Annotated in this window: 19 protein-coding genes; 9 read left to right on the top strand and 10 right to left on the bottom strand. The window is 73.4% G+C overall.

All coding sequences use genetic code 11. The features are described from left to right. Positions 1 to 67: 67 nt before the first annotated feature. From EIZ62_RS00600 to EIZ62_RS00580, 5 genes are all read left to right on the top strand, one after another. Positions 68 to 472: a hypothetical protein gene (locus tag EIZ62_RS00600; protein WP_156690751.1), complete on the top strand. Its 405-nt coding sequence runs from the start codon at positions 68 to 70 to the stop codon at positions 470 to 472. Between the two features lie 92 nt (positions 473 to 564). Further along, positions 565 to 1,050 carry a flavin reductase family protein gene (locus EIZ62_RS00595; protein WP_208827722.1) on the top strand — a complete coding sequence of 162 codons (486 nt, stop codon included), beginning with the start codon at positions 565 to 567 and terminating at the stop codon, positions 1,048 to 1,050. Positions 1,051 to 1,185: 135 nt separating this feature from the next. Beyond that, positions 1,186 to 1,443, top strand: coding sequence for a hypothetical protein (locus EIZ62_RS00590; RefSeq protein WP_156690750.1), 258 nt, complete (start codon positions 1,186 to 1,188; stop codon positions 1,441 to 1,443). Continuing rightward, a complete protein-coding gene (locus EIZ62_RS00585) occupies positions 1,443 to 1,817 on the top strand; it encodes a toxin Doc (protein ID WP_156690749.1) in 375 nt (124 codons plus the stop codon). The genes EIZ62_RS00590 and EIZ62_RS00585 overlap by 1 nt, the downstream gene beginning before the upstream one ends. A gap of 162 nt (positions 1,818 to 1,979) precedes the next feature. Then, the gene (locus tag EIZ62_RS00580; RefSeq protein ID WP_156690748.1) at positions 1,980 to 2,486 is read left to right on the top strand and encodes a phospholipase A2; all 507 of its coding nucleotides are present in this window, start codon (positions 1,980 to 1,982) and stop codon (positions 2,484 to 2,486) included. 48 nt (positions 2,487 to 2,534) lie between these two features. Here EIZ62_RS00580 and EIZ62_RS00575 read toward each other — a convergent pair whose 3' ends face one another. Next, the gene (locus EIZ62_RS00575) at positions 2,535 to 3,086 is read right to left on the bottom strand and encodes a VanZ family protein (protein WP_341873915.1); all 552 of its coding nucleotides are present in this window, start codon (positions 3,084 to 3,086) and stop codon (positions 2,535 to 2,537) included. A gap of 176 nt (positions 3,087 to 3,262) precedes the next feature. On the opposite strand from EIZ62_RS00575, the gene EIZ62_RS00570 reads away from it, so the two are divergent. Continuing rightward, positions 3,263 to 3,451, top strand: a complete 189-nt coding sequence (locus tag EIZ62_RS00570; RefSeq protein ID WP_156690747.1) for a DUF6381 family protein — start codon at positions 3,263 to 3,265, stop codon at positions 3,449 to 3,451. A gap of 157 nt (positions 3,452 to 3,608) precedes the next feature. Here EIZ62_RS00570 and EIZ62_RS00565 read toward each other — a convergent pair whose 3' ends face one another. Continuing rightward, positions 3,609 to 4,046 (bottom strand): Asp23/Gls24 family envelope stress response protein, encoded by a 438-nt coding sequence (locus tag EIZ62_RS00565; protein ID WP_156690746.1) that lies wholly within the window; start codon positions 4,044 to 4,046, stop codon positions 3,609 to 3,611. Positions 4,047 to 4,331: 285 nt separating this feature from the next. Here EIZ62_RS00565 and EIZ62_RS00560 point away from each other — a divergent pair, with 285 nt between their 5' ends. Then, the gene (locus tag EIZ62_RS00560) at positions 4,332 to 4,535 is read left to right on the top strand and encodes a cold-shock protein (RefSeq protein ID WP_156690745.1); all 204 of its coding nucleotides are present in this window, start codon (positions 4,332 to 4,334) and stop codon (positions 4,533 to 4,535) included. Between the two features lie 105 nt (positions 4,536 to 4,640). Here the strand turns inward: EIZ62_RS00560 and EIZ62_RS00555 are convergent, their stop codons facing one another. Together EIZ62_RS00555 and EIZ62_RS00550 are read right to left on the bottom strand one after the other, a co-directional pair. Next, positions 4,641 to 5,732 carry a DNA glycosylase AlkZ-like family protein gene (locus EIZ62_RS00555; protein WP_156690744.1) on the bottom strand — a complete coding sequence of 364 codons (1,092 nt, stop codon included), beginning with the start codon at positions 5,730 to 5,732 and terminating at the stop codon, positions 4,641 to 4,643. A 9-nt stretch (positions 5,733 to 5,741) separates the two neighbouring features. Further along, positions 5,742 to 6,644: a S41 family peptidase gene (locus EIZ62_RS00550; protein WP_156690743.1), complete on the bottom strand. Its 903-nt coding sequence runs from the start codon at positions 6,642 to 6,644 to the stop codon at positions 5,742 to 5,744. Positions 6,645 to 6,829: 185 nt separating this feature from the next. On the opposite strand from EIZ62_RS00550, the gene EIZ62_RS00545 reads away from it, so the two are divergent. Continuing rightward, entirely contained in the window at positions 6,830 to 7,123 is a 294-nt protein-coding gene (locus EIZ62_RS00545) for a DUF3040 domain-containing protein (protein WP_156690742.1), read from the top strand. 44 nt (positions 7,124 to 7,167) lie between these two features. Here EIZ62_RS00545 and EIZ62_RS00540 read toward each other — a convergent pair whose 3' ends face one another. Together EIZ62_RS00540 and EIZ62_RS00535 are read right to left on the bottom strand one after the other, a co-directional pair. Next, complete coding sequence (locus EIZ62_RS00540; RefSeq protein WP_156696115.1) at positions 7,168 to 7,860, bottom strand: alpha/beta fold hydrolase; 693 nt, start codon at positions 7,858 to 7,860, stop codon at positions 7,168 to 7,170. 206 nt (positions 7,861 to 8,066) lie between these two features. Then, the gene (locus EIZ62_RS00535; RefSeq protein WP_156690741.1) at positions 8,067 to 8,468 is read right to left on the bottom strand and encodes a hypothetical protein; all 402 of its coding nucleotides are present in this window, start codon (positions 8,466 to 8,468) and stop codon (positions 8,067 to 8,069) included. A gap of 172 nt (positions 8,469 to 8,640) precedes the next feature. On the opposite strand from EIZ62_RS00535, the gene EIZ62_RS00530 reads away from it, so the two are divergent. Then, the gene (locus EIZ62_RS00530; RefSeq protein WP_156690740.1) at positions 8,641 to 10,050 is read left to right on the top strand and encodes an RtcB family protein; all 1,410 of its coding nucleotides are present in this window, start codon (positions 8,641 to 8,643) and stop codon (positions 10,048 to 10,050) included. Positions 10,051 to 10,138: 88 nt separating this feature from the next. On the opposite strand, the gene EIZ62_RS00525 is transcribed toward EIZ62_RS00530, so the two are convergent. The 4 genes from EIZ62_RS00525 to EIZ62_RS00510 all read right to left on the bottom strand — a co-directional run bounded on the left by EIZ62_RS00525 (position 10,139) and on the right by EIZ62_RS00510 (position 14,010). After that, positions 10,139 to 10,594, bottom strand: coding sequence for an archease (locus tag EIZ62_RS00525; protein WP_156690739.1), 456 nt, complete (start codon positions 10,592 to 10,594; stop codon positions 10,139 to 10,141). A gap of 16 nt (positions 10,595 to 10,610) precedes the next feature. Then, positions 10,611 to 12,362, bottom strand: coding sequence for an IclR family transcriptional regulator domain-containing protein (locus EIZ62_RS00520; RefSeq protein ID WP_156690738.1), 1,752 nt, complete (start codon positions 12,360 to 12,362; stop codon positions 10,611 to 10,613). Between the two features lie 5 nt (positions 12,363 to 12,367). Then, positions 12,368 to 12,961, bottom strand: a complete 594-nt coding sequence (locus tag EIZ62_RS00515) for an RNA polymerase sigma factor (RefSeq protein ID WP_208827720.1) — start codon at positions 12,959 to 12,961, stop codon at positions 12,368 to 12,370. A gap of 455 nt (positions 12,962 to 13,416) precedes the next feature. Further along, positions 13,417 to 14,010 carry a hypothetical protein gene (locus tag EIZ62_RS00510; RefSeq protein WP_244375323.1) on the bottom strand — a complete coding sequence of 198 codons (594 nt, stop codon included), beginning with the start codon at positions 14,008 to 14,010 and terminating at the stop codon, positions 13,417 to 13,419. Between the last annotated feature and the right edge of the window lie 102 nt (positions 14,011 to 14,112).

Raw genomic sequence — 14,112 nt, 5'->3', positions numbered from 1 at the left:
GGTTATCGACCTACGTGCTTATGGTGAGCCCGCTGAAGCCACCCCCCTACGCTTGGGAGACATAGCAATGGGTCAGTTCGCACGTACCTGGGGCGCCGGAATCTCCGCCGCCGCGCTCATCGCCGGCTCGGTCGGCACCGCCGTCGCGGTCTCGTCCCCGGCCTCCGCGCCGAAGAAGCCGGTGGCGGGCACCGCCCTCAGTGCGTCGGCCAAGGTCACGGCGAAGAGCGTCAGAGCCTGGCAGCAGTTCCGCATCCGCGGCGTGGTGACCGGCCTGCGGCCCGGCAGCAAGGTCACCCTCCAGCAGAAGCAGGGCAAGCGCTGGGTGTCGCTCCCCGCCTCGATGAACACCACGTCCCGCTCCACGTACAGCATGCGCGTCATGCTGGGCATGAAGGGCCACAACAAGCTGCGCCTCGTCGACAGCCGCAAGCGCGTCGTCTCGCCCGTCATGAACATCTGGGTGCGCTGACGCCCGGAACCCACCGCCCGCCCTGCCCCGCTCCGCGCCGAAGCGGGACGGGGCGGTCGCGGATTCCGGCCGCGCGGGGCTAGGGTCGTCCCGTGGCCGAACTCGATGCGTTCAGTGACCTGCTGGACTACCCGATGTACGTCGTGACAGCCGTGGCCGGCGGGGAGCGGGCCGGCTGTCTCGTCGGATTCGCTTCCCAGTGCTCGATCCAGCCGCCCCGGTTCACCGTCTGGCTGTCCAAGGCCAACCGGACCTACCGGGTGGCACGCCGAGCCACCCACCTCGCCGTGCACCTCCTCCACCGCGAACAGCTCGACGTCGCCCGGCTGTTCGGCGGCGAGACCGGTGACGAGGTCGACAAGTTCCAGCGGGTCGCCTGGCGCCACGGCCACGGCGACGCGCCCGTACTGACCGACGCCTGCGCCTGGTTCGTCGGCCATGTGCAGGACCAGATCGAGGGCGGGGACCATGTCGGGTTCCTCCTGGACCCCGTCGAGGCGTCTCCGAAAGCGCCCGGGCGGCCCCCGCTCGTCATGTTCGGTGACGTCGCCGACCTCTCCCCGGGGCACCCCGCTTGAGCCGGAGCGCACCCCGCGGGCCGCCGCGCGGCAACGGTGGAGTTCCTCGCCGCGACCCGTGGAGGCGACCTGGACGCGCTTGTCGCGCTGCCGGGACCCCTGGCCGGTCTGGTACCTACTAGGTACCATCGAGGTATGCCGTCCTTGAACATCACCTTCACCGACGAGGAGCTGGAGGAGGTCCGCGCCGCGGCGGCCGCCGAAGGCAAGTCACTCAAGCAGTACGTCCACGACCTGCCCCTCCGGGAGCGGCAGCGGCGACAGTTCGTCCGCTACGCCGTCTCCTGGGGTGAGGCCCATCGCGCCGAGTTCGACGAGGCCTTCCCCGACGAGATGCCCCGGGCCGAGGATCTGCGGGGAGCCGAGGACCGGCAGGGAGGCGCGGCCGCCTGATGGCGCTCTACATCGACGTCCCCTGGCTCCTCGACGTACAGGAGCAGGCGGTCCCCGAGGACGTGTCCGTCGCCGACTACTCCGCGCTCGTCGCGGCCGTCGCCCGGCACAAGACCCGCATCCCGCGCCCCACGACGGCCGAACCCGACCCCGCCTGGCGCGCGGCCGCCCTCCTGCACACGCTCGTGCGCCTTCAGCCGCTGCCCCACCGCAACTCCCTGTACGCCTGCCAGGTCGCCGTCGCCTACATGCACGCCTCCGGCGAGGGCATCGACGCCCCGTACGGCGCCCTCGTGGAGCTGGTCCGCGACATCCAGGCGGCGAAGACGACCGTCTACCAGGCGGCCGACCGGCTGCGCGGCTGGCGCATCTGACCCGCGCCGGCGGCCGGAGCGACGGCCGGCCGCCCACCCGGCGTATTCCTCCCCCCGTGTGCCGTTCGGCGTACCGGGGGATCTTCAGCAACCTCCCTTCCGGCCGGTCGTTGCAGTCCTGGGCGGGCTCCCTCCGCCCACGACCGACCACCTGGAGGCCTGATGCGCCGGAAGCTCCGCTCCACCGCCGCCGCGCTCGCGTTCGTCACCACCACCGCCCTGAGCGGCGTGATCGCCGCGGCCGGCACCAGTGCCGCCGACACCGCCGACACCCTCTTCCCCGTCGTCGCCGAAGCGACCCTCCGGGAGGAGGCGGACCGGATCATGAACCTCACGTACCGGGACTTCGCCCGCACGCCGCGCGTGGAGCCGTTCGACTGGAGCACCGACGGCTGCTCCGTACCCACCGGCTACGCCCCGTACAGCGAGGTCTTCCGCCCGGCCTGCGTCCAGCACGACTTCGGGTACCGCAACTACGGGGCCAACCACGGACTGGCGCTCGACCCCACCCGCGAGACCAAGAACTGGATCGACGGCCGGTTCCGCACCGAGATGGAGCGGGTCTGCCAGGACACCTCCTACACGCCGCTGGCTCACTTCAACTGCGTGAACGCGGCGCGGGCGTACTTCGTGGCCGTCAACGTCGCGGGTGACCCGGCGTTCTTCTGACGCAGCGGCGTGGGCCGGCCGGGCGCCCCCGATCGGCGCCCGGCGCCCTCAGTCGGTGTGCTTGGCCGGTGTCCTCGACGGCCGCCGGGTGAAGCGGTGCCACCAGTGGCTGCGCCGCGGGTGGACGGCCCGGCCGAGCCGGCGGCCGATCAGCAGGTAGCCGAGCAGCGCGCCCGTCGTGTTGAGCAGTACGTCGTCGATGTCGAAGGCCCGCCCGGTGATGAGGGCGCCCTGGACGAGCTCGACCGACAGCATCACCAGGGCGGTGACCACCGCCACCCGCAGAAGACCGCGTGCGCGGGGCACCAGCACCGGCAGCAGGACGCCGAACGGGATGCCCAGCACGATGTTGCCGCCGAGCTGCTTGACCGTGTCCCGGAAGGCGGGTTGCGACAGGTAGTCGCGGATCGAGTCACCCGGACGCAGGTTGCTGTGTGTCAGGGACTCCGAGGCGGCCGACGGTTCCAGGGTCAACCGGGCCAGCACCACGGCGAAGCCCACCATCGCCACGAAGGCCAGCAGCATGGCCGCCGCCCGGCCCCACCGGGACCGTCCCCGCCCGTCCGGCACCGTCTTGTCGCGCAGCACGGTCCGCGCCATCACCAACCCCCAACTCAGGTAGGTCCGCCTCAGCTTCCGTTACCCCCGACGAGGAGCCGCACGCCCGGTGACCGTACGTGACCCTCCGGGATGCGAAGGGCGGAGGGCTCTGTTTGTCTGGTTGCGCCCGGCTTCGAGCACCCCGGACGGTACGCAACGGAAAGCAGGCGTGAAACATGAGCATGGCGGACGAACCCAGCAGCCGGATCCACCAGATGCGCGCCAAGGCGCAGGAGTTGGAGCAGGCGGCGGAACGCGCGACCGACCCGCAGGAGGGCAAGCGGCTGCGGGACAAGGCGCACCGGCTCAAGGAGCAGAGCGAGAAGGAGCGCGACATCGCGGGCGGGAACGTCGACCCGATGTGACGGGTCGGGTCGGACAGGTGGCGGCCGGGCAGCGGCGGCGCGGTTCTCGCCGTGCGGGGCGCTGCCCGGCCGGTCGCGCGACTGGGTGGTCCGGTGCCCCCGGCGGCCATGTGCGGGACGACGGTTCGGGTGTGTGACCTCGGTCCGGTGGACGCGCTTAGCGGACGCGGCCCTCGGACGACGACTCCTCGCTGTCCTCCTCGTCGTCGGGCAGGTGCACGTCGTCGACGGCGATGTTCACCTCGACCACCTCCAGGCCCGTCATGCGCTCGACCGCCTCCACGACGTTCTCGCGCACCTCGCCGGCCACGTCGGAGATGGCCACGCCGTACTCGACGACGAGTTCGAGGTCGATGGCGCTCTGCCGCTCGCCGACCTCCACCTTGACGCCGCGCGTGACGCTCGACCGTCCGCCGGGGACCCGGTCGCGTACCGCGCCCACGGTACGGGCCAGTCCGCCGCCCAGGGCGTGGACGCCGTCCACCTCTCGGGCCGCCATTCCGGCGATCTTCACGACGACCCCGTCGGCGATGGTCGTCTTGCCCCGGGCCGCCGGGTCGGCGGCGGGGTTCCTCGAACCGCTCGGATCCGTCATGGGGAAGCCACCTCCTTGATGCGCCAAGCTCGGGAAGGCCCCTCTCTCAGCGTGCCCTCGGAGCCCCCGACGCGCCACGCGAGACCGTGAGCGACACACGCCCGCGCCATGTGCGCTGCGTAGCGGCACGAGCACTGTTCGGGTACGGTCGGAGGTGGAGAAGTCGTGGTTCCGAAGTGTGCGCCCGTGATCGCGATCACGGGCGTTTGTGCTGTCACACCTCTTGTCGGGCCCGCACTCTAGGGGCCCGCACCGTGCGGGCCGTTCACGGATAGGAGGCCGAACATGGCTACTGGAACGGTCAAGTGGTTCAACAGCGAGAAGGGCTTCGGCTTCATCGCCCAGGACAGCGGCGGGCCGGACGTCTTCGCCCACTACTCGCACATCAGCGGCGCCGGCTTCCGGGAACTGACGGAGGGCCAGAAGGTGACCTTCGACGTCACCGAGGGCCGCAAGGGGCCGCAGGCCGAGAACATCGTCTCCGCCTGACCCGGAGCGGACTGATCCCCGGCGGCCCCTGCCCGGCAGGGGCCGCCGGGACGTCTCCCTACCGGGATCGGTCCGCCCGCCCCTCTCCGGCGGGCGCGGCGGTCCTCACCCGGCGATCCGCACCCGTACGTCCGTCGCGCCGCGCCCCGAGGCGACCGTCGCCGCTTCGGCCTCCACCCGCGCGCGGACCGAGGCGGAAAGCGCCGAGAAGGGTGTGACCGTGAGGTCGAGCCCACGACCGGCGGCCCTGGCGCGCCAGATGCCGACGAGTTCGGAACCGACCAGCAGCGCGCCCGGCCCGCCGATCGCCCGCCAGATCTCCCGCTCCCGGCTCTGGTCGGGCACCAGCAACGCCCGGTCCCGTGCCTGGAGGAACGGGTCCCCCGGCGGCAACAGCCGCACCAGGCGTCGCCCCTTCGCCGACAGCAGCGCGTCCAGCTCGGAGGCCGGCAGCCAGGCCCGCCGGCCGTCCACCCACACCTCGGACAGGTCGTCACCCGGCCACACGGCCCTGACCACCGCCGGCTTCGTGCCGAGGAACTTCGCCACCTCGGCGGGCGTGGCGGGACCGAGATGGCGCAGGTAGGCGCGGACCAGCTCGCCCGTGCCGGCGGCGACGGCGGGAACGGGATACCTCGTGCTCAGCGGTGCGAGCACCGTGCCGTTCCCCCGCGGGGCCACCCCGATCGCGCCGAAGAGCCCGGCCTGCTGGAAGAGCAGCCCGGAGACGTGCCGGGCCCCGCACCGTTCGCACCAGTACGTCAGCGACCCCGGTACGGCCGCGCTGACGGCCGTACTGACGTCGCCCTTGGACATCTCCGAGGTCACCGCCGCACGGAACGCCTCGGCGGTGACCCGGAACGCCTCGGTGCCGAGCCGCGCCCCCTCCCTGATCACCGCGGTGTCGATCCGCGCCGTCGCGTCGGTGTCGTCCAGCGGCCACAGGGCGCGGGCGAGCGCCGGCAGGGCCGCGCGCCGGTGCAGGTGCGGCGCCCCGCGGAAGGACCAGACGAGATCCAGCCCCTCGCGTGACGCGCCCCGCGCGGCCAGGGCCAGTTGGGCGGACCCGTACGGCGTGTCCTGCACGCCCAGCGCGAGTACGCCGGGCGCGGGGGAGGAGCGGTCGAAGCCGTGCGCCGCCACCCGGTGGGCCAGCACCTGGCCCCGGCTCACCTCGACACGCCGTGCGCTGCTCATGGCCGCACCCTAGGTCCTGTGCGCACCGACCAGGCCCAGGGCGGTCTTGTGGGCCGTGTCGAGCGCGTCGGCGGCGGGGACGGCGACGTCCGGGGCCACTCCGACGCCCTCCCAGTTGGTGCCGGTGACGGCGTTGACCGTACGGGCGTTGGGAACCGTCACCTGGATGTGTTCGGTGACCGCGTACCGGTCCGTCGGATGGGCGCCGCCGCGGGTCGTCTCGCCCACCACGACCGCCCGCCCGTACGCCTGCAGGGTGTACGCCACGTCCTCGCCGCCCGAGAAGGTGAGCGCGCTGGTCAGGACGTACACCGGCCGGTCCAGGTAGCGGGGCGCCGGAAGGTGCGAGGCGGTCCAGAACTGGCGGGTGGAGCCGGTGCCGCGGTCGTAGATGTCGTTGAGGTGCACCTGGTCGTCGGCGAAGAAGTAGCTGCACCACATCGCCGCGCCCTCGGGAGCGCCGCCCCGGCACGCGCGGAGGTCGAGGATCAGGGCGGAGCTGAGGGCGACCAGCTCCATGGCCGCACCGATCGCCCGGGCGCCCTGGCCCGCGTCCGCTATCCACCGCAGGCCGATCAGCCCGACGTTCCCCTCCAGCCGTTCGAAGCGGCTGATGCCCTGGTTCTCCGACCGGAGCAGTTCCAGGAACGCCGCCCGTCCCTCGTCCTGGACCGCGGGGTTCAGGTCCAGCGGCTCGTCCGTCCACAACAGCCTGAGGTGCTTGTCGGAGCAGGCCTCCTGGAGGTGGGCGGTCACCGCCTCGCAGAGGGCCGGGCCCTCCAGGTCGTCGTAGTCCCCGGCCGTGAGGTGGCGCCGGACCGTGGCGTCGATGTGGGCGGTCTTTCCGGGGAAGACGTAACCGGCCGTGATCCGGTCCAGGGCACGGGAAACGATCTCTGCATTGGTGAGCATGGCAGGTCATGCTAGGTGGCCGGCGGCTTCCGATCGAACGATTTGACGGATCACGAGCCGCGGCGTGACCGGCCCGGCGGAAACGGTCGTCCCGGCCGGGTGCAGGAAGGCGAGATGGGGGAAAATACTCGGTAGACGAGTCGTTGACCCGCGCGTGAAGCCTTCCCGTGAAGCAGGTGGCTGCCATGGAACACGAGTCGGAAGGACGCATCCTCGCGCAGATAGAGCGCGGTCTCACCAGTGAGGACCCCGATCTCGCCGCCCGCCTGAGCACGCTCAGCGAGCAGGTCTCCGGGGCGGCCTCCGGGGCGGGCCCCGCTGCTGATCCGGGACCGCCCGAACGGCACTGGCGCAGGAGGGCCACCATCATTCTGGTGGTCATCGCGCTGGTGGGGCTGGTCCTGACGGTCGTCCTCAACGCCTCGTCGTACGAGACGCCGACGCCTCCCAGCACGCCCACCTCCGCCGCCGCCCGGTGACGGACCGGGAGGTTCGCGCTCCTGCTTGAGGGGATCACCGCGGTTCACCGGCCGGAACCGGGTGTGCCGGTCGGGCCGGTCCCGCCGGTGCTGCCGGTCGCGCACGCCGTGCTGAGCAGGACGCATGCGACCAGGTGCGGCGCCCGGGACATCGGGACGTGCCCGCAGCCGGGCAGGATCACCACCTTCGCCCCGGGGATCATGGCCTTCGCCCGCGCGGCCTGCCACCGGGGCAGAAGGGGATCCCGAGCGCCCCAGGCGATGGCGACGGGCACACCGGGAACGTCCCCGCGGAACAGCACGGGCGTCCGGCCCGCCCGGAGCGTGCCCCGGAGCGAGGCGCTCTGCCCGGTGAGAGCCAGCACGGCGTACGCGTACCTCCGCTCGGCGACGGTCCAGAACCCGGCCGGGGCCAGCGCCGTCACACTGCGGGCCAGCCCCGCCTGGGCCAGCCGGAGCGCGATCAGACCACCCAGCGAATGGCCGGCGACGTGCGGCCGCTCCACCGCGAGCGCGGTGAACAGCGCACCCATCCAGGCCACCGTCGTCTCCAGGTCACGCGGAACGGCCGGATCCGGTTCGGGTGAGTCGCCGAAGCCCGGAAGGTCCACAACGACGGTGTCGTGTGCGCCGAGCAGGGGTACGACGCCGTCCCAGGCCCGGCGGTCGTCGGCCGCCCCGTGCAGCAGCACCAGCGGCTCACCGTCCCCGTGCCGTTCGTACGCCACCGGGACCATCGGCAGACCCGCGACCCGCGCCTCCGCGAAGGAAGGGGTACGGCGGGCGGTACGGCGACGTGCGATCGGGCGCCCTCGCCGGGGCGTGGGGGGAGTCACGGGGCATCTCCACCGGCCCTCGCCTCCGGTCACCCGGTCCCGGTCACCGGGCTCCGGCTCCTACGTCCCGCGTGCCCGGAACGGTCCACCGGAATCCCGTCGCCCCGTCACTTCGCCGGACGGTCGGCGAGCGCGTCCAGCGTGCGCATGGCCTCGGCGTGGGCGCTCATCCGGGTGCTGAGGGAGCCGACGGCGACCAGCACCGCGCCGGCCGTCGACACCGGCACCGACAGCGCGAGCACGCCGAGGGCCTCGGGCCAGTCCCGTTCGCTCGCGCAGTGGTCGCCGCGCCAAATACCGTCGTTGGAGGTGGCACCGTCGGTGAACAGCCGCGATTCGCACTCCCTGGGGTGCCGGTCGTCGGGCTCCTCGTCGACCTGGTACGGCGTGAGCAACAACAGGGCGCACCAGGTCCACAGAACCCCGGCCACCGACAACAGCCCGATGCCCCAGGCCCGTATTCGCCGCGACCGGTCACGGAAGTCCAGGTCGTAGTCACGTGATCGCATGGCGTACGAAGCTAGCAGCCGCCCGGCCGGTCACCGGTGCGTTTGGCCGGGGGCGCGCGGGGAACCCCGGACGCGCGGGCGGAGACGGTGACGGGCGGAGACAGTGACGGGCGGCGCCCCGCGGGCAGCGGCGGGGGAGTGGCAGCCGTGCGAGCCGCCTTGGGAGGCTGCGATGGAGTACGTGCAGGAGGGCCCCTACCGCTTCCGCATCCGCCGTGAGGGAGACATGCGGGTCCCTGGGGTGGTGTTCGCCTCCGCGGAACTGATGCGGGACGCGGAGAAGTCACTGGAGCAGGTCGCCAACGTCGCGACCCTGCCGGGCATCGTGACCGCCTCGTACGCCATGCCCGACGTCCACTGGGGGTACGGCTTCCCCATTGGCGGGGTCGCCGCCACCGCCGTCGACGACGGGGGTGTGGTCTCGCCCGGAGGCGTCGGCTTCGACATCTCCTGCGGGGTGCGGCTGCTGGCCGCCGACTGCGACCGGCGGACGCTGGAGCCGGTCCTGCGGTCCCTCATGGACGGCCTGGGCCGGGCGGTACCGCGCGGCGCGGGACCCGGCGGGCTCTGGCGGCCGGGCGGGCACCAGCTGGAGCGGATCCTCGCGGGCGGCTCCCGGTACGCGGTGGAGGAGGGCCACGGCGAGGAACGCGACCTGTGGCGCTGCGAGGACGGCGGGCACGTCGCCGACGCCGACCCCGGCCAGGTGGGCGCCCGGGCCCGCGAGCGCGGCACCGGGCAGCTCGGGAGCCTCGGGTCGGGCAACCACTTCCTGGAGGTCCAGGAGGTCACCGAGATCTACGACGAACGCGTGGCCGGCGCGTTCGGGCTCGCTCCCGGCCAGGTGTGCGTGATGATCCACTGCGGGTCGCGCGGGCTGGGGCACCAGGTCTGCTCGGACCACGTCCGGGCGATGGACCGGGCCATGGCGCGGTACGGGATCGCCGTACCGGACCGCCAACTGGCCTGCACCCCGGTCGCCTCGCCCGAGGGCCGCGCCTACCTCGGCGCCATGGCCGCGGCGGCCAACTACGGGCGCGCCAACCGGCAGCTCCTCGCCCAGGCGGCCCGCCGCGTCCTCCGGCGCGAGGCGGGCGCCCGCCTCACGCTCGTGTACGACGTGTCCCACAACCTCGCCAAGGTCGAGACCCACACCGTGGACGGCGAGCCCCGCACGCTGTGCGTCCACCGCAAGGGCGCCACCCGGGCCTTCCCGCCCGGACACCCGGAGCTGCCCGAGGACCTGCGCGCCGTGGGGCAGCCGGTCCTGATACCCGGCACCATGGGAACCGCCTCGTACGTCCTCACCGGGGTCCCGGGCGGTGACGCCTTCCACTCCACCTGCCACGGCGCCGGCCGGGTCATGAGCCGCCACCAGGCCGCGCGGACCACCGGAGGCCCCCAGGTACGGGCGCGGCTGGAGGCGGACGGCATCGCGGTGCGCCCCGCCTCGTCGCGCGGCCTGGCGGAGGAGGCCCCGGAGGCGTACAAGGACGTCACCGCGGTGGTGGAGGCGGGCCAGGGCGCCGGCCTGTGCCGGAAGGTGGCCCGTCTGGTCCCGGTGGGCGTCGTCAAGGGCTGAGCCGTGTGCGTCACGTCCCTGGCACCGGTCCGCCCGCGTCCACCCGTGCGCCGTCCATCCGCGTCCCGTCGTGCTTCCGCCCGTCGGCTCAGACGTCGACCGTCACCGCGCAGGACCATCCGTAGGGGCCCGGCGCGAGGTGCAGCTCGTGCCAGGACACGGCCTTCGGGACGGCGCCGGTGATTGGCACCGACCGCACGTCCGTCACCGCCAGCCGTACGTCGAGTCCGTCGTCCACCGTCTCCACCTCGACGTCCACCGGCACGTCACCGTCCACCTCCAGGCGGAACACCACCTCGTCGAGCAGGGCGGCCAGCAGGTCGTCGTCGCTCCCCTCGGGCATCTGCACCTGACGCACGGCCGTGGCCCGCGTCGCCGAGATGTCCGCGAAGCACTCGACCATGCCGAGCACCGCCTCCACCAGACACTGCTCGCGGCTCCCGCCCCACGCCTCGACGCGTACGTCAGCCGTGTGCGGTACCGCCCGATGCCCGCTCGCCCCGGGGCGCCGAACCCGCATGTCGTCGTCCGTGTCACCGGCCATGCAGCCCGCGTGCCCCTTACACCCGGTCCCCATGCCTCCCGAGGGGTACCGCTTGCCCGTCAGGGGGTCGTGCCGACACCTGAACGGACGCCTCGGCCCCAGCCCCGACCTCGGCTTTCGCCTCCGTGTCCGGCCCTTCGTCCCGGGCGACGTCGCCCCCGGGCGGATCCTCCGTGAGCAGCAGGGCCGCCAGCAGGCTCGCAGAACGGTTGCTCAGGGCATCGGCCGCCTCGAGGAGCCGGTGCTGCCGGGCGACGGGCAGCGACAGCGCCACGGCCCCCGCCCGGCCCGCCACGGTGAGGGGGAAGGCGACGCACACCTCGTCGTTGGAGTACTCGAGCAGGTCGAACTGGGCCGCCTGCGGCCCGTAGTGGTCGAGGGCCCGGAACAGGTGGCGGTGATCGGTGATGGTGCGCGAGGTCAGTGGAACCGGACGACGCCGGTCGAGGTGCTCCATACGGTCCTCGAAGTCGAGCTGCGCCAGCAGGCTCTTGCCCACGGCACTGGCGTGCGCGGCCTCGCGGAAGGGCACCCACTCGCGCACCGCGGGCGTGCCGGGACCCGCCGCGCACTGGATGATCCGCACCTCCCCGTCCGTGTAGCGGCTCACGTACACCGCCGCCCCGACGCGGTCCCGGAGACCGGAGAGGACCCGCCGCAGGGCGTCCTCGCGCTCGGCGCCCTCGTGCCGCGCCCAGGCCCGCAGGAGTGGACCGGTGCTGTACGCACCGGGCTCGGGGACGGCCACCAGACCCTGCTCGGCCAGCCAGGCCAGCAGGTGGTCGAGCGACGGTGCGTCCACGCCGGTGCCGCGGGCGATCTGCCCGGGGCTCAGTGGCCCGTCGGCGTCGCCGATGGCGCGGAGCACGTCCAGCACGCGCAGGGCCTGCTGCCACCGGTGCGCCGACCGCTGTGCCGACTCCTGGGCCGAGGGCACCTGCCGCGCGAGACCGGTCAGCGCCGGGGACCTCAGTGGGGCCGGTGTCCACAGGCGGCTGCCCCCGGGGTGGGCGGGGACCCACAGCCCGCCGGCACGTGCGGACGGCGGCGCGACGAGCCGGGACGGCGGGGCGCTTGTGTCGGCCTCGGTGGCGTCCTGAAGGGGGCACGACTCGTCAGCAGGAGCAGGAGCAGGAGCAGGAGCAGGCCCCGGAACCGGAGCGGGAGCCGGAACGGGAGCTGGAGCGGGGGCCGGAGCGGGAGCGGGGGCCGGAACCGGAGCTTCGGGTTCTGGCTGCGGCGCCGTGGACGGCAGGCCGAGGGCGGTGCGGACGTCGTCGGCGAACTCCGGGTCCTGGGCGGGACCCTGCGCCAGGCCCTCCGCCCCGGCGGTCGTCGCGTACAGCAGCGCCTCGGCGTCGCCGTGCCCGTGGCGTGCCGCCTCGGCGACGAGGAACGCGGCGTCGTCACGGCCCTCGTCGCCGAACCGGCGGTGGACGACGACCGCCAGCCGGAACAGCGCCCCCGGGTGGCCCAGTTCGGCGGCCCGGCCGAGCCAGGCCGCCGCCGTCGCCAGCTCGTCGCGGCGCAGGGCCCTGGACCCCAGCCGGTAGCAGGAGTTCGCCAGGCCCCGCTCCTCCTCGGTCCGCCCGTCCTCGGCCCGCGTCTCCGTCCCGCATTCCTCCGCACCCGCCGGTGCCGGGCCCCAGGGGCCGTGCGGTCGGTCCCAGAAGTCCCTCGTCCCCTCCAACTCGTCCAGCAGCGCGGTGAGCCCGGCCGGAACCGGCGGTTCCGAGCGCTCGTCCCGGGGACCGTCGTACCTGCTCACATCACTCACCTGATTCCCTTTCCGTGCACCGCCGTGTTCTTCCGCCGCTGTGTGCGGCAATGCCGCCGGAGCCTGCGCCGCAGTTCGACGATCGCGTTGTGCCGCTGGACCCTCAGGTTCTCCAGGGATATTCCGAGGGCTTCGGCGATCTCCCGGTCCTCCAGGCCCTTGGCCTGGAGTTCGACGATTCGTTTCCGCGAGCCGGGTGCCATCTCCTCGATGGCCGGTACGACCACCTCGTGCAGCACGCGCAGGTCCGCGGCCGGCGGCGGCATCCGGTGGTCCTGCAACTGGGTCAGGACGCTGTCCGCCACGATCACCACCCGTTCGCGGCGGAACGTGCTGACGGCCAGGTTGTGGGCCGCGCCCAGCAGGTAGGCCATCAGGTGCTTGCGCGGTGCCGCGCGCCCCGCCAGGCAGGCGCGGGCCACCCGGAGGAACGCCTCCTGGGCGACGTCCTGGCCCTGGACCAGCGACATGCCGAAGGTCCGGCGCAGGGCTTCCGGCGCCCGCTCGATGTAGGCCGGGTAGACCTCGAGCAGCCGTTGTCCGAGGTTCCCGCCCAACCGGAGTGTTTCCCCGGGGGGTACGTCGTTCACCACAGGCCGGTCTCCCCGCGGCACCCCTCTGGGGCATGCCGCACCGTCCAGACGGTCAGTACGCTCCCGTCGGCCGCCTCGAAGCGTGCCACCCGGGGCACCAGGCACCGGCACTCCCGCTCCGCTCCGTTGCCCGGGCCCCGGCCCGGGTCCGTGCCCGGCCTCCGCCGAGCCAGCCGCCTCCAGGGCCGGCGCCGCACGGCGCCCAGCGCGTGCACCGCGCTCAACGCGGCCGTGACCAATCCGACCCAGTCCAGGGACGACGTCATGCAAGGGCTCCCGATCTTCCGTGAGAGAGCGCGGCGCGGACGCGCCGTCACCCTTGGACGCCCGGGAGACCCCGGACATTAACGGCTGATCGCACAAGGCCGGAGGTGATCGATGTGTCACCGGTACTGCTGCCTCGGTGACCGTTCCGGATCGGGCCTCGGCGCACGGGCGGCTTGGCCCACCGCCTACGGCTCGCCACCCGGCAGGTCGTGGACGCGCTCGGGGGACACCCCCAGGGGCGGCCCCAGGCCGGACACCCGGAACACCGCGCGGGCCGTCTCCCGGTCGACACCCACCGCCAGCTGGCGCAGCGCGGCGGCGCCGCACAGCAGCAGCCCTCCGGCCAGACACGCACGGGCGTCCTCGTCGACCACGCGCCACAGCGGCGGATTGTCGACCAGCACCCGCGGGTCGAGCTCCACCCGGCCGCCCTCCGCGTCCCGCAGCACCAGGCGCCGCGCCACCCCGTCGGACCGGCACACCGCCACCAGGCGGTCGGTCCGCACGCTGGTCTCGCCCCACACGCCGCGCGAGACCAGAAGGCCGGGGCGGGCCGACACCCTCGGCGGGGTGAGCACCGCGAGCAGCAGTACCGCCAGTACGGCCCAGAGCGCGACCCGCCAAGGACTGAGGCTCCCGGCGCCCGCGTCGATCACGAGCAGCATCCCGAAGAACACCGCCGCGCAGGAGCAGGCGAACCGGACGTCGGCCGCCCAGTTGCCGTCCCGCACCACGCAGGGGTGCCCGCTCGTGGGCACACCATCACGGTCATGTCCCATGGTGGCGACCGTAGGCCCGGGGCGGTCCTCACGGTCGCCGGTTGACGCAGTGCTGACGGAGTCAGAGCCCGTCCTTTACACCCCGTCAACTGCTGCCCTCGG

The organism is Streptomyces ficellus, assembly GCF_009739905.1.
In the GTDB taxonomy this organism is placed as follows: domain Bacteria; phylum Actinomycetota; class Actinomycetes; order Streptomycetales; family Streptomycetaceae; genus Streptomyces; species Streptomyces ficellus_A.
Note: the sequence above shows the minus strand (reverse complement) of the source record. Positions and strands in the feature narration are given on the sequence as shown.